Annotated in this window: 19 protein-coding genes; 5 read left to right on the forward strand and 14 right to left on the reverse strand. The window is 58.0% G+C overall.

All coding sequences use genetic code 11. The features are described 5' to 3' along the window. Position 1: 1 nt before the first annotated feature. Positions 2-4,954, reverse strand: a complete 4,953-nt coding sequence (locus EKN83_RS02675; RefSeq protein WP_126800284.1) for an alpha-2-macroglobulin family protein — start codon at positions 4,952-4,954, stop codon at positions 2-4. Between the two features lie 286 nt (positions 4,955-5,240). Between EKN83_RS02675 and EKN83_RS02680 the strand changes: the two genes are divergently transcribed. The 4 genes from EKN83_RS02680 to EKN83_RS02695 all read left to right on the forward strand — a co-directional run bounded on the left by EKN83_RS02680 (position 5,241) and on the right by EKN83_RS02695 (position 9,871). Then, the gene (locus EKN83_RS02680; RefSeq protein WP_126800285.1) at positions 5,241-6,785 is read left to right on the forward strand and encodes a PTS transporter subunit EIIC; all 1,545 of its coding nucleotides are present in this window, start codon (positions 5,241-5,243) and stop codon (positions 6,783-6,785) included. Positions 6,786-6,797: 12 nt separating this feature from the next. Continuing rightward, on the forward strand, positions 6,798-8,165 hold the full coding sequence (locus EKN83_RS02685) for a 6-phospho-alpha-glucosidase (protein ID WP_126800286.1): 1,368 nt from the start codon (positions 6,798-6,800) through the stop codon (positions 8,163-8,165). A 90-nt stretch (positions 8,166-8,255) separates the two neighbouring features. Then, positions 8,256-9,101, forward strand: coding sequence for a 3-mercaptopyruvate sulfurtransferase (gene sseA / locus EKN83_RS02690; protein ID WP_126800287.1), 846 nt, complete (start codon positions 8,256-8,258; stop codon positions 9,099-9,101). After that, positions 9,101-9,871, forward strand: coding sequence for a MurR/RpiR family transcriptional regulator (locus EKN83_RS02695; protein ID WP_025757680.1), 771 nt, complete (start codon positions 9,101-9,103; stop codon positions 9,869-9,871). The genes sseA and EKN83_RS02695 overlap by 1 nt, the downstream gene beginning before the upstream one ends. Positions 9,872-9,889: 18 nt before the next feature. Here EKN83_RS02695 and sseB read toward each other — a convergent pair whose 3' ends face one another. The 11 genes from sseB to trmJ form a co-directional block, all read right to left on the reverse strand. Next, positions 9,890-10,666, reverse strand: a complete 777-nt coding sequence (gene sseB / locus EKN83_RS02700; RefSeq protein WP_025757678.1) for an enhanced serine sensitivity protein SseB — start codon at positions 10,664-10,666, stop codon at positions 9,890-9,892. 109 nt (positions 10,667-10,775) lie between these two features. Further along, complete coding sequence (pepB, locus tag EKN83_RS02705; protein ID WP_045284592.1) at positions 10,776-12,062, reverse strand: aminopeptidase PepB; 1,287 nt, start codon at positions 12,060-12,062, stop codon at positions 10,776-10,778. A 60-nt stretch (positions 12,063-12,122) separates the two neighbouring features. Continuing rightward, complete coding sequence (gene iscX, locus EKN83_RS02710; protein WP_003860650.1) at positions 12,123-12,323, reverse strand: Fe-S cluster assembly protein IscX; 201 nt, start codon at positions 12,321-12,323, stop codon at positions 12,123-12,125. 1 nt (position 12,324) lies between these two features. After that, positions 12,325-12,660, reverse strand: coding sequence for an ISC system 2Fe-2S type ferredoxin (gene fdx, locus EKN83_RS02715; RefSeq protein ID WP_003860652.1), 336 nt, complete (start codon positions 12,658-12,660; stop codon positions 12,325-12,327). Between the two features lies 1 nt (position 12,661). Then, positions 12,662-14,512: a Fe-S protein assembly chaperone HscA gene (gene hscA / locus EKN83_RS02720; RefSeq protein ID WP_025757674.1), complete on the reverse strand. Its 1,851-nt coding sequence runs from the start codon at positions 14,510-14,512 to the stop codon at positions 12,662-12,664. A 14-nt stretch (positions 14,513-14,526) separates the two neighbouring features. Then, complete coding sequence (hscB, locus tag EKN83_RS02725; protein WP_025757672.1) at positions 14,527-15,042, reverse strand: co-chaperone HscB; 516 nt, start codon at positions 15,040-15,042, stop codon at positions 14,527-14,529. Between the two features lie 80 nt (positions 15,043-15,122). Beyond that, positions 15,123-15,446: an iron-sulfur cluster assembly protein IscA gene (iscA, locus tag EKN83_RS02730; protein ID WP_003860659.1), complete on the reverse strand. Its 324-nt coding sequence runs from the start codon at positions 15,444-15,446 to the stop codon at positions 15,123-15,125. 13 nt (positions 15,447-15,459) lie between these two features. Next, positions 15,460-15,846: a Fe-S cluster assembly scaffold IscU gene (iscU, locus tag EKN83_RS02735; RefSeq protein WP_003860661.1), complete on the reverse strand. Its 387-nt coding sequence runs from the start codon at positions 15,844-15,846 to the stop codon at positions 15,460-15,462. 24 nt (positions 15,847-15,870) lie between these two features. Beyond that, a complete protein-coding gene (gene iscS / locus EKN83_RS02740; RefSeq protein WP_003860663.1) occupies positions 15,871-17,085 on the reverse strand; it encodes a cysteine desulfurase in 1,215 nt (404 codons plus the stop codon). A 119-nt stretch (positions 17,086-17,204) separates the two neighbouring features. Continuing rightward, positions 17,205-17,696 carry a Fe-S cluster assembly transcriptional regulator IscR gene (gene iscR, locus EKN83_RS02745; protein WP_008502158.1) on the reverse strand — a complete coding sequence of 164 codons (492 nt, stop codon included), beginning with the start codon at positions 17,694-17,696 and terminating at the stop codon, positions 17,205-17,207. Positions 17,697-17,911: 215 nt separating this feature from the next. Continuing rightward, positions 17,912-18,637 carry a tRNA (cytosine(32)/uridine(32)-2'-O)-methyltransferase TrmJ gene (gene trmJ / locus EKN83_RS02750; RefSeq protein ID WP_045284595.1) on the reverse strand — a complete coding sequence of 242 codons (726 nt, stop codon included), beginning with the start codon at positions 18,635-18,637 and terminating at the stop codon, positions 17,912-17,914. A gap of 131 nt (positions 18,638-18,768) precedes the next feature. Between trmJ and suhB the strand changes: the two genes are divergently transcribed. Then, positions 18,769-19,572: an inositol-1-monophosphatase gene (gene suhB, locus EKN83_RS02755; protein ID WP_003860668.1), complete on the forward strand. Its 804-nt coding sequence runs from the start codon at positions 18,769-18,771 to the stop codon at positions 19,570-19,572. Between the two features lie 49 nt (positions 19,573-19,621). Here suhB and EKN83_RS02760 read toward each other — a convergent pair whose 3' ends face one another. After that, a complete protein-coding gene (locus EKN83_RS02760; RefSeq protein WP_126800288.1) occupies positions 19,622-20,602 on the reverse strand; it encodes a nickel/cobalt transporter in 981 nt (326 codons plus the stop codon). Beyond that, positions 20,593-21,231 carry a DUF1007 family protein gene (locus EKN83_RS02765; protein ID WP_126800289.1) on the reverse strand — a complete coding sequence of 213 codons (639 nt, stop codon included), beginning with the start codon at positions 21,229-21,231 and terminating at the stop codon, positions 20,593-20,595. The genes EKN83_RS02760 and EKN83_RS02765 overlap by 10 nt, the downstream gene beginning before the upstream one ends. Between the last annotated feature and the right edge of the window lie 108 nt (positions 21,232-21,339).

Here is a 21,339-nt window from a genome sequence, read left to right on the forward strand (position 1 = left end):
ATTACGGAACAACAATCAGCGGGCCACTGGCCGCCCCCGTGGCTCGCCACTGCGGCACGTACATAGACTCCACCATCGGAACCGGCACCTGATAGGTGCCCGGCGTCACCGCGCGCGCCAGATAAACCAGCGTGACCGGCTGACCTTCGTTCACCGGCACTGCTGCGACAAAGCGGTCGTCGCGGAATTCCATATGCTGAATGTCCGCCTGCTGCATCTGGCTCAGCAGGTTCTGCACTTCACTGCCGCTGTCCTGCAGGCTGGCACTGCTGCTTGCCAGGTTCTGGTTTTCCAGCTCCAGACCAGCAGGGAGAAGATCCACCACCAGCGCGTCCGGCACGTTCTGGCTGGCTTTCACCTCCAGCCAGACCAGCACCAGCTCACCACTCTTCAGTGAGGAGAGCGATTTCGTGCTGCCGTCGGTTGCCAGAATATGACGTTCAACCTGCAGCACGTTCGAGCTCGGCTGCGGCGCATCTTCAGGATAACCTGTGCTGTCCAGGCGAACCCACAGCGGGGTTGTGCCGGTATTAGTGACCTGCAATGCACCAAGCTGGTCACCGGTGAGGTTTTGCACCTGCGCCTGATCCCCACCTGATGCGGTATCAGACAGCGAGGTTTGAGCCTGCCACGCACCGGACAAGGTTTGCAGCGAACGTCCGGCCAGGAACAGCGCGTTGCTCTCCTGCGTTGACAACCAGCGCTGGCTGAAGGCCTCTTCAGACAACGCATTCAACAGCGTATTTTGCGCATCCGGCAACAGCTTGTACTCCTCGAGAAGGGAGAGCATCAGCGCGTTATCGCGAAGCGTGCTGCCGTAATCGGCCATCCAGGTTTTACTGTCGTTACGCGGCGTTTTGAGCGCCAGATCCAGCGCCTGCTGGCTGCGTGGGGCATCGCCCATCAGCTTAAGCGCCATACCGAGCTGCATCAGCGGCAGACCGGAAGCCGCCTGATCGTGACGATCCCAGATTTCACGCAGCGCACCCAGCGGTGCTTTTTGCTGACGCGCCAGCACCAACGAGGCATAGGCCTGCACAGCGAACTTGCTGGCCTGCGTATCGTCACTGTAGCGAATGGACATCATGCCCGGGTCCTGCAGATAGCGCAGCAAACGGCTATTCGCGTTATTGACCGCGTCGGCCGGCACGCTGTAACCCTGCTCGCCTGCGCGCACCAGGAAGTCAGTGACATAGGCGGTCAGCCAGTACTCTTCCGGACCGTTTTTATCCCACAGCGCGAAACCACCGTCATCACGCTGCATCTGCAGCAGACGGGAGATGCCGATATCAATGGCGGTACGGCGTTTGTCGTCCGTATCACCTTTGATGCCAAGCGCCTTCAGCTGTGCCGCGTTGGTATAGAGCGACGGGAACAGGCCGCTGGTGGTTTGCTCAAGGCAACCATAAGGATAAGCCTGCAACTCGCGGATATAGCGCGCCAGATTGAGCGGTGGTTTACCGCTCAGCAGCAGTTGCCCCTGCAGCGTTGCAGGAGAGAAGCCGTTGATATGCTGCCCCGGTGCTGTCCAGGACTCACCCGGATTCAGCATGGCCCCGGTATTCACCGTCTGCGCCGGGAACGCCGGACGGACACCGATTTTCCAGCTCTTCTGCTGCGGGGCAAAGGTCTCGCCCGGAAGCTGCAGGCCGGTCATCTGCGCAGTCACTTCACCGTCTCCGTAGCCGTCCAGCGCGCGCACCGGAATAAACAGAGTTGTCCGCGCACCTGGTGGCAGTCGCACCGGCTGCGGCTGCGCCCCTTCCAGCGTCAGTTTGCCGGTCGCGGTTAACGCCACGTTCAGCGTTTGCGGCTGATCGGTCAGGTTGGTGAGGTCCAGTGTTAAGCGTGAAGTATCGCCGCTTGCCAGGAAGCGCGGCGTATTCAGTTCAGTAATCACTGGCGCGGCAACAATCACTTTGCTTTCGCTGCTGCCGAAATCGTCTTCTGTCCAGGCCTGCGCCATCAGACGCAGCTCGCCGTTGAAGTCGCCAATCGGCAGCGTAACGGTGCCTTCCCCGTTGGCATCCAGCGTTACCGGCTGCGCCTGCTGGGCTATAATGGTGACGTGGTTCACCGGCGGTTTGCCGCCGCGCTTCAGCTCATCCCCGTCGCCACCAAAACGCAGCGCGGCGAGGCGGCCCTGGCCTTCAATGACCTGACCATAGATATCGTAGATATCCGCGCCGTAGCGCTTCTGACCAAAGAAAGCCTGCCACGGATCTGGCGTGACGTAGTCGGTAATGTTTAGCACGCCGCTGTCCACCGCCGAGACCAGCACGTTCACTTTCTGCGGCACCGCGCCCTCTTTCACGCTGGCTTTCACCTTCACAGAGAGCGTCTGGTTTGGACGCATTTTCTGCGGGTTATCCAGCGCAATATTCAGGCGGCGATTTTCGTCGCCCATCGGCAGATGCAGCAGGCCGACCGCACGTTTCGGCGTGGCGGATTTGGATTTATCACCAGGGCGTACCACCAGCGTGCTGAGATAAAGATCGTGACGTTTCCAGGCTTTATCGACCGGGATAGCGAGATCCAGCCCGTTTGCCGGAACGTCGATCTCTTTCCACCACAGCGGCCCTTCGCTGGATTCGATCATGGCATAGCCCTTGCCGGCGGCCGGTGCAGCAATGTGCAGGTTGATAGTATCGCCAGGCTGATAACCCGGTTTATCCAGCTTCAGGGTGACGCGGTCAGGGCGCGCAGCCCCGGTGCCGTCGCTATTATCCTGCCAGCTGTAGCCCGCCCAGAAGCGCACGCTGCTGACCATGTCGTCCGGTGCTTTAACCTCCAGACGATAGGAACCCCACTCAACCGGGAAAGTGACTTTGCCGGTTTCATCAGCCTTGAGGGTCAACTCCTGCTCGCCTTCGATCAGATCTTTTTGATCAAACTGCGACTGCCAGCCCTCGCTTTCGGACCAGTTCCAGTAATAATCCCGACGTTCGCGGATCAGACGCACCTGTAACCCGGAAACCGCCTTTTTTGCCCCACTGGCATCGGCATAGACAATATCGAAACTGGCGTTGCCGTTCTCGTCGACAATCGGCTGGTTGACGGTGGTATCGGTGCGGTAGTCATAAACCGCCTTGCTGGCGAACTGAGGACGGATGCCCGGCAATTCCGCAGCAGGCCAGATAGCCTGCTCAGCACGACGCGTCACCGGACGACCACCTGACTCCAGCAGGCTGGCCTGCAGGATCAGCTGTAAAGGAGAGTGCACCTCTTTCCACTGGCTCTCCGTAGAGACCTCGCCACGCCCCTGTTCATCCAGCGTAAGCTGAACTTCATCCAGACTGCGGCTCAGGTTTTCCTCGGCGATATCACCAAACTGGAAGCCCGGCAGTGCCGGAACCGCGTCGCGCAGTGGACGCAGGAAAAGTTGTCCCTGCAGAGCGTTACCGTTGGCCGGGGCACCATAGAGGTAATAGCCCACCACAGAAAAGTCGACGTTATCCTGCGGTGAAACCGGCGCTTTTTGCCCCGTCAGGTTAAGTGCCATCCGCTCAGGCATAAAATCTTCGACGTGGAAGTCCCACAGACGCTGCAGGTTATCGCCCGTATTGGCGCGGATATGCCACATGCCGGTCTGCGCCCCGCTGTCCAGCGGGTAGTTAAAGCGATAGAGACCGTTTTCAGGCTGCACGACGACGCTACGCGCCACCTGTCCGTCCGGACGCAGCACGTCAAGCTTCACCGGCTGATCGGGCAGTGGCTTACCGTCGCTGTCGCGCAGCAGACCGTTCAGGATCACTGTTTCGCCCGGACGGTAGAGATCGCGCGGGCCAAACATAAAGAATTGCTTGCTGTAGCCAGGGCTCCCTGCAATGTCGAACTCCGCCAGGTCAAGGGCCGGTAGCTTGAGGTCAAGCAGCGTGGTCTGACCGTCTTTGCTGGCCAGGATCAGCGCGGCTTCTTTGTCGGTTTCAAGTTTAGCGTGACCATCGCCGTCGCTGTTCGCTTCGGCAAGGGTCTGCCCTTTGTCGTTCAGCAGGGTCACGGTCACGCCGGATTGCGCCGCGCCGTTCTCCAGGCTCTGGGTAAAGATATCCAGGCGGTTATGATAACGGTGAGCGGACAGCCCAATATCACTTAAGGTAAAGAGCGTTGCGGCGTTGCTGTAGTTGTAATGCCCGGCCTGGTTCATGACCGCGATATACACGCCAGACTGCTGGAGCGGTTTAATATCCTTTAGCGGCAGCAGCAATTTTTCACGCGTATTGCGCGCCGGATTAAGATCGAAGCGACCGGTGTACACCAGCTCCGCCATCTTCAGCAGGTTGTCGGATTCCCAGTTGGTCAGCGCGTTGCGGTATTCCCACTGGCTGACAAAGGAGGCCAGCGATTCAGGCTTCACGCGATAGAAATTGACGTCCACGTTGTTAACGTTGAGCGCCATCACCGGCAGACCTTCGACCACTTTGCCCGGCAGCAGCGAGCCGCGGCTGGCAAAGCCGACGGTAGGCTCGACGTCCCGGGTGGTCAGGGCTTTTTCATAATCAGTGCCGAACGTCGCCTTATTCAGCCCCTGCAGGCCACGTTCAACGGTGACGACCAGGTTGCGGTTGGGCTCCAGATGGCGCAGACGAAGCTCTTTCAGGTTAGGCGCAAGTTCCCACGCCCCGTCAACTTTGCCGCTTTTCTTGTCCACGACATGCACCGTTTTCGCGAAATCCTGATCGGGATTCAGCGGAACCGAGAATGTCAGCACCAGCGTGGCCGCGCCGTCCAGCTGCACTTCTGAGGCATCCAGCAGGGTTAACGCTTTGCCCTGACTCTGCGCCGCCAGTTTTGCCAGCTTGTCAGCGTCGGGCTTTTCCGCAGCTTTCGGTGTTGATGGGGTGGAAGCGGCGGGAGCCGCAGATTGAGTGTTATCGTCGCTGTTATCACAGCCGACAAGCGTAAATGTGGTAAGCAGCGCGAGAGAGATCGCGGCTAAGCGAAACGGTTTCATCCTTTGTCCCTGGCCCACGGGGCCCGTTGGTCGTCGTCCGGATAAGTATTATCCGCAAGTTTCATTAATTCAAAAAGTCCAATTTTAGAATCTGGAAAGCGCCTCGCAGAGTGAGTCAAACCGGCAACCCGCTGGTGCTACGCCGATCACAGGGTGAAACGTTACATGTAACGTTTCACGTCATTTGTTTTTAAAACAACAAGATAGCTGGATAAGCTCGCCGGGAGCCTGCTAGTTTTAAGCTCAAGACGCACCCCGAGTGCGCGGTTCAATAAGAGAGAAAGCCATGAAACGAGCCGTGAACGCCCTACAAAATTTTGGAAAATCATTGTACGGACCGGTACTGATCTTACCGATCGTCGGTCTGTTTATCGCCTTTGGTAACGTGCTGGGTAACGGTAATCTCGCGGAGTATCTGCCGTTTCTTGGTCATCCTTATATTCAGCATCTTGGTCAGCTTATCTCGAAATCGGCCGTGTCGGTGCTGGTCAACCTGGCGCTGGTGTTTGCCGTCGGTATCCCGATTGGCCTCGCGACGCGCGATAAAGGCTATGCCGCGCTGATTGGCCTGGTGACCTTTGTGGTGTTTATCAACGCCATGAACGTCACGCTGCAACTCCAGGGTGCGCTGGCCGCGGCGGATCAGATGAAAGCCGCCGGGCAGACGATGGTGCTGGGCGTGCAGGTGCTGGAGATGGGGGTTTTTGCCGGGATCCTGACCGGTGCGCTTTCCGGCTATCTGTACAACAAATACTCCGGCGTACAGTTTAACGGCGCGATGGCAATCTACTCCGGCCACTGCTTTGTTGCCATTGTGATGCTCCCGGTCGCCATGCTGCTCGGCGTGGTAATGAGTGAAGTGTGGCCGTTTGCCCAGCACGGGATTAGCGCGATGGCGCTGGCCATCAAGGGCTCCGGGCCTTTGGGCGTGGCCATCTACGGGTTCCTGGAACGTATTCTGGTGCCTACCGGCCTGCATCATCTGGTCTATACCCCGTTCCTGTATACCGAGCTAGGCGGCACGCAGGAGGTGTGCGGCACGGTTTACCAGGGCGCGCGCAATATCTATTTTGCCGAGATGGCCTGCCCGGAGGTGAAACAGCTCAGCAGCACGGTGGTGTGGGACGCCCGCGGCATCAGCAAGATGTTCGGCCTGCCTGCCGCCGCGCTGGCGATGTACATGACCGCAAAGCCGGAGCGTAAAGCCATTGCGAAAGCCATTCTGATCCCGGCAGCGCTCACCTCTCTGCTGGTCGGCGTGACCGAACCCATTGAGTTCTCCTTCCTGTTTGTCGCCCCGCTGCTGTTCGTGGTGCACGCGGTCCTGACCGGCATCGGCATGATGCTGTTCTCGCTGCTGGGCGTTCACGCCATCGGCGCTAACGGGATCATTGATTTCATCCTCTACAACCTGCCGCTGGGCACGGAGAAATCCAACTGGCCGGTGTACCTCCTGGTCGGGCTGATCATGTTCATCCTCTACTTCGCGGTGTTCCGCTTCCTGATCCTGCGCTTCAACATGAAGACGCCGGGCCGTGAGGATGACGATAAGGAGACGCGCCTCTACAGCAAGCAGGAGTATCAGGCGAAGGGTAACAACGACGGGCTGGGCGAATCCATCGTGGTGGGTCTCGGCGGTCGGGAAAATATTGACGTGGTGGATAACTGCTATACCCGCTTACGCGTCACGGTGAAGGACGTCACCCTCATCGACGAACCGCGCCTGAAGGCGACCGGCGCGAAAGGGATTATCAAACAAGGTAACAACGTTCAGGTGGTCTACGGGCTGCATGTCAAAAAAATGCGAGAAGCCGTTGAGACGTTTCTCTGAAAGGAGCTAAAGATGTTTACACCCCCATTCATTCTGTCGATTGCCGGCGGCGGCAGCACCTACACGCCGGGTATTGTGAAAAGCCTGATGGTGCGCCTGCAGGATTTCCCGCTGGCTGAAATCCGCCTCTACGACATCGACGAGACACGTCAGAACACCATTGCGCCGGTCGTCGAGAAGGTCATTCGTGACCACAGCCAGAGCATTAAATTCACCGTCACCGGTGACCCGGAAGTGGCCTTCAGCGGCGCGCATTTTATCTTCGCCCAGATGCGTGTCGGCCAGTACAAGATGCGCGAGCAGGACGAGAAGATCCCGCTGCGCCACGGCGTGGTTGGCCAGGAAACCTGCGGACCCGGCGGGCTGGCGTATGGTCTGCGCACCATTCTGCCGATGGTAGAGCTTATCGATCGGGTAGAACGCTACGCGCACGAGAAGGCGTGGATCGTGAACTACTCCAACCCGGCGGCGATCGTCGCTGAAGGGGTGAGACGCCTGCGCCCAAACGCACGCGTGCTGAACATTTGCGATATGCCGGTGGCGGCGATGCGTAACATGGGGGCGATTCTGGGTGTCGATCGCCGCAAGCTGGAGGTCGACTACTTTGGTCTGAACCACTTCGGCTGGTTTACCCGCGTGCGGGTGGATGGCGAGGACAAGCTGCCGGAGCTGCGTAAGCATATCGCGAAGTTTGGCCTGTTGACGGAAGATGCGGCCAAAACCGATCCGCAGCATTCGGATCCGTCATGGGTGAAAACCTGGCGCAACATTAAGCCGATCATGGATAACTTCCCGGAGTACCTGCCGAACCCGTATCTGCAGTATTACCTGATGCCGAACCAGATTGTGGCGCATCAGAACCCGGACTATACCCGCGCCAATGAAGTGATGGACGGGCGCGAGAAAAAGCTGTTCGCTGCCGCCGAAGAGTACAAGCGCACCGGGATCCTGCCGGATGCCTTCCACGTGGGCGTGCACGGTGAATTTATCGTCGACGTCGCCTGCTCGCTGGCCTTTAACCTGCACAGCCGCCATCTGGTGATGGTGGAAAACCGCGGCGCGATTACCAACCTGCCTTACGATGCCGTGGTGGAAGTGCCTGCTTATATCACCTCCGAAGGGCCAGAGCCTGTCCGCATCGGTCAGGTGCCGCTGTTCCATCAGACCCTTTTGCAGCAGCAGCTCGCCTCTGAACAGCTGCTGGTGGAAGCGACGATTGAAGGGAGTTATGAGAAAGCCCTTCAGGCCTTCACTCTCAACCGCACCGTGCCGACCATGGAACACGCGAAGGCGATACTGGATGAGATGATCGAGGCTAACCGCGACTACTGGCCAGCGCTGCAAAAAGCCTGGCAGGACGGCGAACCGGTGAAAAAATAGGGGCTTGCTCGCGAGTTGAACGTGGTTTGCTTGTCGGTGTCAGAAAAAACACCGACAATCCTTTTTTACGGAAAAGAATGGAGGCAACCCATGTCCACCTCATATTTTGTCGCTGCCGACTGGCTGATTGAGCACGGCGACGATCCGGAAGTGCAGATTATTGACGCGCGTATGGCCCCTCCGGGACAAGAGCATCGTGACGTTCCCGGTGAATACCGCGCCGGACATCTGCCAGGCGCGGTGTTTTTTGATATTGAAGCCCTCTCCGATCACACCTCTCCCCTGCCGCACATGCTGCCGCGTCCGGAAGCGTTTTCCGTGGCGATGCGCGAGCTGGGCGTCAGCAAAGACAAACACCTCGTTGTTTATGATGAAGGTAACCTCTTCTCAGCCCCGCGCGCGTGGTGGATGTTGAAAAACTTCGGCGTGGAAAAAGTCTCGATTCTGGCAGGCGGCCTCGCGGGCTGGAAGCGTGACGAACTGCCGCTTCAGCAGGGCGACGTGACGCTGCCGGAAGGCGAGTTCGATGCCACGTTCGACGCACACGTAGTGAAACGCCTGACCGATGTGCTGGTTGTAAGCCACGAAAAAACGGCCCAAATCGTTGATGCCCGCCCTGCGCCACGTTTCAATGCCGAGGCGGATGAACCGCGTCCGGGGCTTAGGCGCGGACATATTCCCGGTGCGCTGAACGTGCCATGGGGCGATCTGGTGTTTGAGGGCGAGCTGAAAACCACCGACGAGCTGCGTGCCATCTTTGCGCGTCAGGGCGTGGATTTACACCGTCCGATTATCGCCAGCTGTGGCTCCGGCGTCACGGCCTGCGTGGTCATTCTGGCGCTCGCCACGCTCGGCGTTAACGACGTCACGCTCTACGACGGTGCCTGGAGCGAATGGGGTGCGCGTGACGACCTGCCGGTTGAACCGGCGAAATAATGGATAACCGCCTGGCCACGCTGTTAACACGCGGGGAATCGCTTACCCGCGCGGAGTATCGGGTCCTCGCCCACCTGACAGAGCACCCGCTGCTGGTGGGCAAGATTACGGTTCGCGAGCTGGCGCAGGCGACGTTCGTCTCTACCGCCACCATTATGCGGCTGTGTCAGAAGCTGGGGTTCAGCGGATTTAGCGAGTTTATCTGGCATTGCAAACAGCTACTCTCCGACACCCCGCATATTGCCGCTCAGGGGCAATCGCGCCCTGAACTGCCAGCGCTTTTTAATCAGTTTATCGCCAACTATCAGCACACCTTTCAGTGGGTGACGCACGATAAGCGCCAGCAGTTTGCCGACCTGCTGCGCCAGAAAGAGAGCTTCTTTCTCTATGGCGCCGGGTTTTCCTATCTGTTTGCGGAGTACCTGACCAAGAAATTGCAGGTGCTGGGCAAAACGGCGTTTATCTCCGGCCCGGGCGACAGCCGGAACATCTTTCTCAGCAATGCCGCCCGCTATGAGGTGTTTATTGCCGTCTCGCGCAGCGGCGAAACGGAACAGGTGCTGGATAAAGCGCGGATCGCCAAAAACGTCGGTATGACGATCGTCGCGTTTACCCGCGCCTCGGCCAATACGCTGGCGGGGATGGCGGATGTGCACTTTGCCCTCTATGACGAGGCGGTACATTTCGCCGCCGAAGCAGCAGGCGTGACGTCGTTTGAGTCGAATCTGGTACTGCTGATGGATTTACTGCTGCTGGAAGCAACGGGGTGATGGTTCACCCCGCTGTCATCAGATAATGCGGTTGGTTTTGAGATCGCGCAGGAAGCCGCCCCAGCGACGTTCGTAGAACGGCGTGATGTGCTCGGTAATAAAGTGGCTAATGCCCTTCTCACCGTTCTTCACCTGGCAGATATCAATCGGTTCATCCCCCGGCAGCGTGTCGGTGGCCACGCTTCCCGCCGCCTGAACGATCTCGTCGAAATCACCATCTGCTTCAATACCGATCAGCAGCACCGGCTTTTCGTCTGCACGCTCTTTGATCGAGCAAAGGAATGCGCGTCGTACCGGCTTCAGGGTTTTGAACAGCGTGGTCAGGGAATCGATCATCTGCGCAGGCGGCTCGGCCACTTCAGACAGCAGCAGCGTTTCGCCCCCTTCCAGCACTTCCTGGGTGCTGAGCGGGTTACCCTCTTCACCGATCAGGTGACTAATTTCACGCGGGGTGAACTCTTTTCCGGTCGGCAGCTTCGCGTTGAGGAACAGCGTCTGGCCCAGGGTCATTTCAAACAAGGTGCGCACCGGCATCACCACGAATGCCTGTTCGTCTTCTACCGCTTTCTGCAGCGCTTCCAGCGAGGTAAAGAACGGGATCACCGAAGAGCCGTCGTCTTTCTCCCAGTGCAGGAGATCCAGCGCGCTGTCTTCCACAACCTGCTCCCCTTCCGCGGCCGTGCCCGGCACCCAGACGGTGGACTCCAGCAGCGTGCGGAAGAATGCCGGACGGTGAGCGGGTTCGGTCGCCGCCTGCTCCAGCAGGGTTTCTAATTCGTTTTTGGTTTCGGACATAACAATTCCAGATGTCGAATTTCCCCCTCACCCTAACCCTCTCCCCTTGGGGAGAGGGAATTTGAACACCCTCTCCCCTTGGGGAGAGGGCTGGGGTGAGGGGCAACAATTACTCAGCCGTCAGCAGGTTCGCCACGGTACGCACGCCGAGACCGGTCGCGCCTGCGGACCACTGCTCAACCGCCGCTTTACGGTACGTCGCGGAGCAGTCGATGTGCAGCCAGCCTTCGCGGTAGTTCTCAACGAAGTGGGACAGGAAACCGGCTGCGGTGCTTGCCCCTGCCGGGTACGCCGCGCTTGCGGTGTTGTTCAGTTCGGCAAAGTTAGACGGCAGCTGGCTGCGGTGGAACTCGGCCAGCGGCAGGCGCCAGAACGGCTCGTTCTCTGCCGCCGCACTTGCCAGCAGGCGGGCAGCCAGCTTGTCGTCGAAGCTGAACAGCGCATGGTAGTCGTTACCCAGGGCGGTTTTCGCCGCACCGGTCAGGGTCGCCATGTCGATAATCAGCTCTGGCTTCTGGGCTGAGGCATCGATCAGGCCATCGGCCAGCACCAGACGGCCTTCCGCATCGGTATTCATCACCTCAACGTTTTTGCCGTTGCGATAGCGAATGATATCGCCCAGTTTAAAGGCGTTACCGCTCACCATGTTGTCGGCGCAGCACAGGTACAGCTTCACGCGTTTTTTCAGGCCACGGGTAATCGCAAACGCCAGCGCGCCGGTAATGGTCGCCGCGCCGCCCATGTCGGACTTCATGGAGTCCATGAACGCGCTCTGCTTCAGACTGTAGCCGCCGGTATCGAAGGTGATACCTTTCCCGACCAGGCAGGCAAAGACCGGCGCATCTTTATCGCCGGTTGGGTTGTAGTCCAGCGCCAGCAGCACCGGAGGACGCTCAGAACCACGGCCCACGGTGTGGATCCCCATATAGTTCTGCTCGCGCAGATCCTCACCTTTGGTGATGCGGTAAGACATTTTATCGCCGGCCACGCCGCACAGCAGGTCAACGGCGCGCTGCGCCAGCTGTTCCGGTCCCAGCTCTTCCGCCGGTGCGTTAATGGTGTCGCGCACCCAGTCGATGATGTTCAGGCGGCTTTCCAGCTCTTTTTGACCGGCTTCGTCAAGGTTGGCCCACTCAATTTTGCGGGTGCCTTTCGGTCCTTTATAGCCAGCCCAGAACGCCCAGCTGCGGTCGGTGTCCCAGCCCTCGCCTGCCAGAGAGACATGCTTAATGCCCAGGCCGTCAATTTTACGCGCGGCGCGCTGGATCAGGCCCAAATCATCGTTGCCCGTCAGGTGCAGGGTAATACCGTCGTTGTTGATGCTGTACGTGGCTTTCTCGCCCCAGCGCGCGTCGGCAGGCTGATTCGAGAGCGTAATCTTCATCGCTTCGGTCATTTTATTTTTCCTTATTAGCAACTAGCAAACGGGCCGCCTGAAGGCAGCCCGTTATGTTATTTATTCTGCTTCATCTAACCAGACTAACAGAATCGCCTCCAGAATTTTTTCATTGGATGCGTTGGGATCGTCGTCGAAATCCTCTAAATCGCAGATCCACTGATGCATGTCGGTGAATCGTACGGTCTTTGGATCGAGATCCGGGTTCGCGTCGTAGAGCGCTTCGCCGATTTCACGGCTGTCAGTCCACTTCAGTCCCATATTAGTGCTCGCGTGCGTGGTTGATGGTATAGCGTGGGAATTCCACGACCAGATCTTCATCGGTCACCGCGGCCTGGCAGCTTAAGCGGCTGTCGGGCTCCAGACCCCATGCTTTATCCAGCATATCGTCTTCGTCTTCGGTGCTCTCGGCGAGAGAGTCAAAACCTTCACGCACGATGCAGTGGCACGTCGTGCAGGCACAGGATTTCTCGCAGGCGTGTTCCACTTCGATACCTGCACGCAGGGCAACATCGAGAATGGTTTCACCGGTCTTCGCTTCCAGAACAGCGCCATCCGGACAGAGGTCCGCATGAGGCAAAATAACAATCTTTGGCATATTAAACCTCGTCCACGGACTGGCCTTTCAGCGCGACGCGGACAGATTTGTCCATGCGGCGAGCAGCAAAGTCCTGGGTTTGTTTATCAACGTTTTTAATGGCTTCTTCTATTGCGTCAGCGTCATTGCCCTGGGCGACCACGCTTAAGTGCGCGGCAGCCTCGTCAATCACCTGACGCTCAGCGGCGCTTAACAGCGCGGCATCGGCAGCGAGCGCGCCGTTCAGGCTTTCCAGCACGCGTGCGGCTTCCACTTTCTGTTCCGCCAGCATACGCGCCTTCACATCCTGCTCGGCGTAACTCATTGAGTCCTGAATCATGGAGGCGATTTCGCCATCGGTCAGGCCGTAGGACGGCTTCACCTGGATGGACGATTCCACGCCGGTGGATTTCTCCATCGCCGTGACGCTCAGCAGGCCGTCCGCATCCACCTGGAAGGTGACGCGAATATGCGCCCCGCCCGCCGGCAGCGCCGGAATGCCCCGCAGCGCAAAGCGCGCCAGAGAGCGGCAGTCCTGTACCAGCTCACGCTCGCCCTGCATCACGTGGATGGACATCGCGGTCTGGCCGTCCTTAAAGGTGGTGAACTCCTGCGCGCGCGCCACCGGAATGGTGGTGTTACGCGGAATGACTTTCTCCACCAGGCCGCCCATGGTTTCTAGCCCCAGCGACAGCGGGATGACGTCCAGCAGCAGCATTTCGCTGTCCGGCTTGTTGCCGACCAGTATATCGGCCTGAATCGCGGCGCCCACAGCGACCACTTTGTCCGGATCGATGGCGGTCAGCGGCGTGCGGCCAAAGAACTCACCTACACGTTCACGCACCAGCGGCACGCGGGTGGAGCCGCCCACCATGACCACTTCCAGCACCTCGTCAGCCTCAACGCCGGCATCTTTCAGCGCGCGACGACAGGCCAGCAGGGTACGCTTAACCAGCGGAGCGATCAGATCGTTGAACTGGTCGCGGGTGATTTCACCCTGCCAGCCCGCCACGTTCACGCTGGCTGACTGCGCATCGCTGAGGGCGATTTTGGCGTCAATGGCCGCATCCAGCAGTTCACGCTGTACGCGGGCATCGCTGCGATCGGCAATACCCGCCTGCTCGCGGATGTAATCCGCCAGCAGATGGTCGAAGTCATCGCCGCCCAGCGCGGAATCCCCGCCGGTGGCCAGCACTTCAAACACCCCGCGGCTTAAGCGCAGGATCGAGATGTCAAAGGTGCCGCCGCCGAGATCGTAGACCGCAATCACCCCTTCCTGACCGGAGTCAAGGCCGTAGGCAATCGCCGCCGCCGTCGGTTCGTTCAGCAGGCGCAGCACGTGCAGGCCCGCCAGACGCGCGGCGTCTTTGGTGCCCTGACGCTGTGCGTCGTCAAAGTAGGCCGGAACGGTAATGACCACGCCGTCCAGATCGCCGCCAAGGGTCGCCGTCGCGCGCGCCGCCAGCGCTTTGAGGATATCTGCAGAAACACGGATCGGGTTCAGCAGACCGGCCGCGGTGGCAATCATCGGCAGGCCGTTTTCACTTGCCTGCAGCTGATACGGCAGATGCGGGTAACGGGTCTGAATATCGGCCAGCGAGCGGCCCATCATGCGCTTTACTGAGCTGATGGTGTTGGCCGGATCGCGCGCCGCGTTGGCGCGAGCGTCATAGCCGACCGCGTGACCCTGCTGCTGGTAGTGGACCACGGAAGGCAGCAGATGGCGGCCCTGCTCGTCAGCCAGCGTTTCCGCCTGGCCGCTACGCACGGTCGCCACAAGTGAATTGGTGGTGCCCAGGTCAATACCGACCGCCAGACGACGCTGGTGCGGTGCGGCACTTAAGCCAGGCTCACTAATTTGTAATAAGGCCATAATTGCTTCCGAAATTAAAAATCGAGCAGCTTTTCTTCGAGTTGTTCAGCACTGCTTCGCAGTTTATCGAGAAAACGGAGTTTGCGCACAGTATCTGCCGCCACGTCCCAGGTCTCGTTGTTCAGTTGCTCCACCATCTGCTGATGGCGGGTATCGAACATACCCTTTACGCGCGTGATAAAGCGTTCCAGACGCGCTTCGTCTTTGGCCTGTTCAATCTCATCAAGCTCTTCGCGAAGCTCCAGCTGCTCCATCAGAAACGCCGTGTCGCGCACGGTGTGCTGCTCGCTCGCGAGATCAAACCCGTGGAGCGAAAGCAGATATTCTGCACGCGCCAGCGGATGGCGCAGCGTCTGCCAGGCCTGGTTGATGGTCGCAGATTGCGATACCGCAGCCAGCTGCTCCGCTTGCGTACCACTGGCGAATTTATCCGGATGGTACTGACGCTGCAGGTCCTGAAAACGGGTAGTCAGCGCCTGGAGATCAATCGGGTATTGAGCGGGTAGTCCGAAGAGAGTGAAGTAATCCATAACAATCTCAGGGGTAGCCTGTTAGAACAAACCCCACGCGTGGCGGGTAACGCCACGGTGGGGTTTCGGATAACGCGCGATTAAACGTGGAAGCTTTCGCCGCAACCACACTCGTCTTTGACGTTCGGGTTCGTGAATTTGAACCCTTCGTTCAGGCCTTCTTTTACAAAGTCCAGCTGAGTGCCGTTGAGGAATTGCAGGCTTTTGCCATCGACCACCACCTTCACGCCCTTGTCTTCAAACACGGTGTCATCAGACGCCGGCTCGTCAACAAACTCCAGTACGTAAGCCATACCAGAACAGCCGGAGGTACGTACGCCCAGTCGCAGGCCAAAGCCTTTACCACGGTTCGCCAGAAAAGAGCTTACTCGCGCGGCAGCGCTGTCGCTAAGGGTAATCGACATACTCAAACCTCAATTATTTTGCTTCACGTTTGCTTTTGTAATCCGCAATGGCGGCTTTGATCGCGTCTTCTGCCAGAATGGAACAGTGAATTTTCACCGGCGGCAGTTCGAGCTCTTCAGCAATGTCCGTGTTCTTGATTGCCTGTGCTTCGTCCAGAGACTTGCCCTTCACCCATTCGGTCACCAGGGAGCTGGACGCAATAGCAGAACCGCAGCCGTAGGTCTTGAAGCGCGCGTCTTCAATGATACCTTCATTGTTGACTTTAATCTGCAACTTCATCACGTCGCCACACGCGGGTGCACCGACCATGCCGCTGCCGACAGATTCATCGCTGTTGTCAAAAGAGCCAACGTTGCGCGGGTTTTCGTAATGATCGATGACTTTTTCGCTGTATGCCATGATTGAATTCTCCTTATGTACCGATTAGTGATGTGACCATTCAATGCTGTTCAGATCCACGCCCTGCTTAAACATTTCCCACAGTGGAGAAAGGTCGCGCAGACGGCCGATGGAATTGCGAACCAGCTTGATGGTGTAGTCAATCTCTTCTTCGGTAGTGAAACGACCTAAAGAGAAACGGATAGAGCTGTGGGCCAGCTCGTCAGTCATACCCAGCGCGCGCAGCACGTAGGATGGCTCCAGGCTTGCAGACGTACAGGCAGAACCGGACGAAACCGCCAGGTCTTTCAGGGCCATGATCAGCGATTCGCCTTCAACGTAGTTAAAGCTCACGTTGAGGATGTTCGGTGCGCCCTGCTCGAGATCGCCGTTCAGATACACTTCTTCCATATCTTTCACGCCGTCCCACAGACGGTTACGCAGCGTACGCAGGCGTGCCATCTCGGTTTCCATCTCTTCTTTCGCAATGCGGTACGCTTCGCCCATGCCCACGATCTGGTGAACAGGCAGGGTACCGGAACGCATGCCGCGCTCGTGACCGCCGCCGTGCATCTGTGCTTCGATGCGGATACGTGGCTTACGACGAACGTACAGTGCGCCAATGCCTTTCGGGCCATAGATTTTGTGGCCGGAGAAGGACATCAGGTCCACTTTCAGCTGGCTCAGGTCGATAGGCAGTTTGCCCACGCTCTGGGTCGCGTCAACGTGGTAGATGATACCGCGCGCGCGGCACATTTCACCGATGGTTGCGATGTCCTGTACCACGCCGATTTCGTTGTTGACGTGCATGATGGAAACCAGAATGGTGTCATCACGCATGGCCGCTTCGAGCTCTTTCAGGTCAATAATGCCGTTGCTCTGTGGCGCCAGGTAAGTAACTTCAAACCCTTCTCGCTCGAGCTGACGGCAGGTGTCCAGCACGGCTTTGTGTTCGGTTTTGCTGGTGATGATGTGCTTGCCTTTTTTCTGATAAAAGTTGGCTGCACCTTTGATCGCCAGGTTGTCGGATTCGGTCGCACCGGAGGTGAAAACAATCTCACGCGGGTCGGCACCCACCAGGTCAGCAATCTGATTACGGGCGATATCAACCGCCTCTTCAGCATGCCAGCCAAAACGGTGTGAACGGGAAGCTGGGTTACCAAAGTTTCCGTCCAGGGTCAGACACTGCATCATTTTCTCGGCAACACGCGGGTCCACCGGCGTGGTTGCGGAGTAGTCGAGATAAATCGGTAATTTCATTGCTCTATAAACTCCGTACATCGCTTCAATGCAAGGAATCAGGCAACCGGCTGGATGTACGACCGAGTACACGGGGCATGTTTTTGCCCCGGCCTGATTCTGAAATACTTATCGTTTTATTACGCGCGTAATTTGACGTCGATAGCGTCCTGCGCGCGAGTGCTGCGTTGGGAATCATGGCTATGCTGACGACCGGATACGTCCAGAACTTCCTGGTTATTCACCAGTTCACCGAGGGTGATGTTGTTCAGGAAGCCGGTCAGACGGTCGCTCAGATCGCGCCACAGCGCGTGGGTCAGGCACTTATCGCCGCCCTGGCAGCCGCCTTTACCCTGGCAACGGGTCGCGTCAACGGATTCGTCTACGGCGCTAATCACTTCGCCGACTGCAATACTGCCCGCGTCTTTACCGAGCAGATAACCGCCGCCCGGACCACGAACGCTGGAAACCAGTCCATTTTTACGCAGTCTGGAGAACAGCTGTTCAAGATAAGAGAGGGAGATCCCTTGTCGTTCAGAAATATCAGCCAACGGAACCGGGCCCGCTTCGGAGTTGAGCGCAACGTCCAGCATCGCGGTTACGGCATAACGCCCTTTAGATGTCAGTCTCATGTCTTACTTAACCTCAAACTCGCCCCTGCCCGGGGTTTTTTATAGTAAAATGGGGTATTGCATAGCAGGGCCAAGTCTGACATTCCTGACTAAAATGGTCAACTATTTACTTGACTGTTTTAGTCAGGTATTTAACCTTCTGTGCCTTCATAATATCGGTGCGGCCTGATGCCCTCACCCCAGCCCTCTCCCACGGGGAGAGGGGGAAATCGGCACTACTCTTTATTCTTCTGCTCAATCGACGCCAGAATGCCGCGCAGGATGTTCAGCTCCTGGCTTTCCGGACGGGCGCGGGTAAACAGACGACGCAGCTTGTTCATCACCTGACCCGGGTGGCCTTCACGGATAAATCCGGTAGAGAGCAGGGTCTGCTCCAGATGCCCATAGAAGCGCTCCAGATCGTCCACCAGCGGATAGGCCGTCTCTTCCTTTGGTTCTGCCGCGTTCTCCTGCGTCGCCAGCCAGGCCATACGCACTTCGTAAGCGATAACCTGCACCGCCATCGCCAGGTTCAGCGAGCTGTATTCCGGGTTCGCCGCAATGGCGACGTGATAGTGGCATTTCTGCAGTTCGTCGTTGGTCAGGCCAACGCGCTCGCGGCCAAACACCAGCGCAACCGGCGCCTGTTCCGCTTCCGAGACACTTTTCAGGCCGCATTCGCGCGGATCGAGCATGGGCCACGGCAGCGTACGTGAACGCGCGCTCGTCCCCACCACCAGGCTGCAACCGGCCAGGGCTTCATCCAGCGTCTCCACGATCTGTGCATTGCCGATCACATCGCTGGCACCGGCCGCCAGAGCAATCGCCTGCGAGTCAGGTTTCACCAGCGGGTTAACCAGCCAGAGATTGGTTAAGCCCATGGTTTTCATAGCGCGGGCAACAGAGCCCATGTTGCCGGTGTGCGATGTTTCGACCAGCACGATTCGAATGTTTTGCAGCATAATTTTTAATGTCTGAATTCAGTGTCTGAAGAATATTCGGGCATATTATCATAAACGGGAGACATAATCCGATCCCGCTGCTATACTCTGCGCCGATTTTCCTGTTCTTTAACATCCAGTGAGAGAGACCGATGCATCCGATGCTGACCATCGCCGTGCGCGCAGCGCGCAAGGCGGGTAATGTAATTGCCAAACACTACGAAACGCCAGACTCCGTAGAAACCAGCCAGAAAGGCAGCAATGATTTCGTGACTAACGTCGATAAAGCCGCAGAAGCGATTATTATCGAAACGATCCGCAAATCTTACCCACAGCACACCATCATCACCGAAGAAAGCGGTGAACATGAAGGTACCGATCAGGATGTTCAATGGGTTATCGATCCACTGGATGGCACCACCAACTTCGTTAAACGCCTGCCACACTTCTCTGTGTCTATCGCCGTACGCATTAAAGGCCGTACTGAAGTCGCCGTTGTTTACGATCCAATGCGTAACGAACTGTTCACCGCGACCCGCGGTCAGGGCGCACAGCTGAACGGCTACCGTCTGCGCTGCAGCAATGCCCGCGATCTGGATGGCACCATCCTGGCGACCGGTTTCCCGTTCAAGGCGAAACAGCACGCGACAACCTATATGAATATCCTCGGCAAACTGTTCACCGAATGCGCGGACTTCCGTCGCACCGGTTCTGCCGCGCTGGATCTGGCCTATGTGGCAACCGGCCGCGTTGACGGTTACTTCGAACTCTCACTGAAGCCATGGGATTTTGCAGCGGGCGAGCTGATCGCACGTGAAGCTGGCGCGATCGTGTGTGATTTCACCGGCGGCCATAACTATATGTCTACCGGCAACATCGTTGCAGGTAACCCACGCGTTGTTAAAGCCATGCTGGCAAACATGCGTGATGAGCTGAGCGATGCGCTGAAGCGTTAATGCCGAAAATGCCCTCTCCCACAGGGAGAGGGCATCAGGCCGCCTCCTTTTAAAAAGGCCGCAATCCCCTTCCTACCGGCACGGCGCTCATCCACATCGTCACCGCCGCCACCAGCAGAATCACGCCTCCCGCCAGCGCAAGCGTTGTCCACCCTATCTGTCGCCACAGCACCGGCGTTTTACTGCCGCTGAGTTTTAACGCCAGCTGACGAAAGCTGTGAACCAGCAGAGCCAGCGACGAAATCGTCAATGACGTCCCGGCCGCCATGGCCAGCGCAGACAACATGCCCCAGCCGAACACGCCAATCACTTTACTGAACAGCAACACCATGATGGCTCCCGAACACGGGCGCATGCCCATCGAGAGCACAATCATCAACCGCGCGCGCCAGTCGTCGCCGCTCTGCAACTGTTCCTGCGTGGGCAGATGCTGATGACCGCAGCCGCAGTGGGCATCATGAACATGATGCGGTGTAAAGGATTTGTACGTCGGCTTTTTCAGCAGCGCGCGCAGTTTTTTTAGCGCCCGCCAGCAGAGGATCAGCCCCAGCACGCCCACCAGCGCATAGCTCCCCTTCTCCAGCCAGAAACTACTCATGTGCAGCTGGCGCGCGGGAAGCTGCAACAGCGAAAGAACCACCACCACCAGCCCGATAGCCACGCCTCCCTGCAGCAGCGAAGAGGCCAGCGTCAGACCGATGCTCGATTTAATCTTCGACGGATGGGTGGCAAGCCAGGTGGTGATGACGATTTTGCCATGCCCCGGCCCCAGCGCGTGCAGAACGCCATAGAGAAAACTGAACGCCAGCAGGGATCCGCCCGCTTTCGTTGGATTTTCTGCCACCGCTTTCAGTAACCCGCTCATCTGCTGGTTAACCTCACGCTGCCAGACAATGCTTTTCATCATTACCTGCGGCCAGGCCTGCCATAGCCACAGCGCGCCGCACACCGCGAACAGCAAAAAGAGGGCCAGCGGCCAAAGATGTAGCCAGCGGCGTGGTTTTCGAAGAGGAGAAGCAATCACTGACATTGTAAGGTCACCTCCTGCGCGAACTGTTTGCCCAGCGCCATGTCCTCAGGCGGGGCATCTTCTTTGTCGAGCGAAATCGCAAAGTTACGCGTCTCTTCGCTGGGGTTCGGGGTGTGAACAGAGAGTTTGCAGTTTTTTTGCAGCGCGGCAGGCAGCTGTACGTCGCTCTCTTTGGCGTAACTCATGTCGACGTAGTAGGTGGGATCAAAGGTCGAAAAGGTATATTTTTGCCCGGCCAGCAGCTGGGGATGCGCCAGCGGAAGCACAAACGTCAGTACCGCCTGATGCCCGTCACGCGTCATACCGTATTCCGTGGGACGGTTCAGAAATTTGACCTTTTGCCCGTTATGCCAGAACTCGGTGAAGTAGTGCTGGCCGAGCACGTTGGCCATCACTTCTGCTGCCAGCTTTTTCCAGATCGCATCGCCGGGTTTTGCGTTACCCGCATCATAGAGCAGGTCAGCCGAGGTGATCTCATCCATCGTCCAGCGCATTTTCAGGCCGCTCAGCTGCGTGCCGTCGGTGACCAGCTCGGTTTTAAGGCCAATAAAACTGTGAGGGTGTGCGCTGGCAGTGAAGCCGATCGCCGCCAAAAATAACGTCATCGCGCATTGTTTAACTGTTTGCATCAATTCCTCACGTCAAAAATTCTGTGATGTTCCCCAGCAATCCTGAGTGAAAGGCCTGCCGGCGCGCTTTTCAGCGCCCATCCTTTAGCTATTCTTATCAAACATTCA

The sequence above is a fragment of the Enterobacter sp. WCHEn090032 genome (assembly GCF_003986875.1).
In the GTDB taxonomy this organism is placed as follows: Bacteria; Pseudomonadota; Gammaproteobacteria; order Enterobacterales; family Enterobacteriaceae; genus Enterobacter; species Enterobacter sichuanensis.

Coding starts and splice junctions, on each gene's coding strand:
- EKN83_RS02675 (WP_126800284.1), bottom strand. CDS start 4,954: ATGAAACCGTTTCGCTTAGCCGCGATCTCTCTCGCGCTGCTTACCACA.
- EKN83_RS02680 (WP_126800285.1), top strand. CDS start 5,241: ATGAAACGAGCCGTGAACGCCCTACAAAATTTTGGAAAATCATTGTAC.
- EKN83_RS02685 (WP_126800286.1), top strand. CDS start 6,798: ATGTTTACACCCCCATTCATTCTGTCGATTGCCGGCGGCGGCAGCACC.
- sseA (WP_126800287.1), top strand. CDS start 8,256: ATGTCCACCTCATATTTTGTCGCTGCCGACTGGCTGATTGAGCACGGC.
- EKN83_RS02695 (WP_025757680.1), top strand. CDS start 9,101: ATGGATAACCGCCTGGCCACGCTGTTAACACGCGGGGAATCGCTTACC.
- sseB (WP_025757678.1), bottom strand. CDS start 10,666: ATGTCCGAAACCAAAAACGAATTAGAAACCCTGCTGGAGCAGGCGGCG.
- pepB (WP_045284592.1), bottom strand. CDS start 12,062: ATGACCGAAGCGATGAAGATTACGCTCTCGAATCAGCCTGCCGACGCG.
- iscX (WP_003860650.1), bottom strand. CDS start 12,323: ATGGGACTGAAGTGGACTGACAGCCGTGAAATCGGCGAAGCGCTCTAC.
- fdx (WP_003860652.1), bottom strand. CDS start 12,660: ATGCCAAAGATTGTTATTTTGCCTCATGCGGACCTCTGTCCGGATGGC.
- hscA (WP_025757674.1), bottom strand. CDS start 14,512: ATGGCCTTATTACAAATTAGTGAGCCTGGCTTAAGTGCCGCACCGCAC.
- hscB (WP_025757672.1), bottom strand. CDS start 15,042: ATGGATTACTTCACTCTCTTCGGACTACCCGCTCAATACCCGATTGAT.
- iscA (WP_003860659.1), bottom strand. CDS start 15,446: ATGTCGATTACCCTTAGCGACAGCGCTGCCGCGCGAGTAAGCTCTTTT.
- iscU (WP_003860661.1), bottom strand. CDS start 15,846: ATGGCATACAGCGAAAAAGTCATCGATCATTACGAAAACCCGCGCAAC.
- iscS (WP_003860663.1), bottom strand. CDS start 17,085: ATGAAATTACCGATTTATCTCGACTACTCCGCAACCACGCCGGTGGAC.
- iscR (WP_008502158.1), bottom strand. CDS start 17,696: ATGAGACTGACATCTAAAGGGCGTTATGCCGTAACCGCGATGCTGGAC.
- trmJ (WP_045284595.1), bottom strand. CDS start 18,637: ATGCTGCAAAACATTCGAATCGTGCTGGTCGAAACATCGCACACCGGC.
- suhB (WP_003860668.1), top strand. CDS start 18,769: ATGCATCCGATGCTGACCATCGCCGTGCGCGCAGCGCGCAAGGCGGGT.
- EKN83_RS02760 (WP_126800288.1), bottom strand. CDS start 20,602: ATGTCAGTGATTGCTTCTCCTCTTCGAAAACCACGCCGCTGGCTACAT.
- EKN83_RS02765 (WP_126800289.1), bottom strand. CDS start 21,231: ATGCAAACAGTTAAACAATGCGCGATGACGTTATTTTTGGCGGCGATC.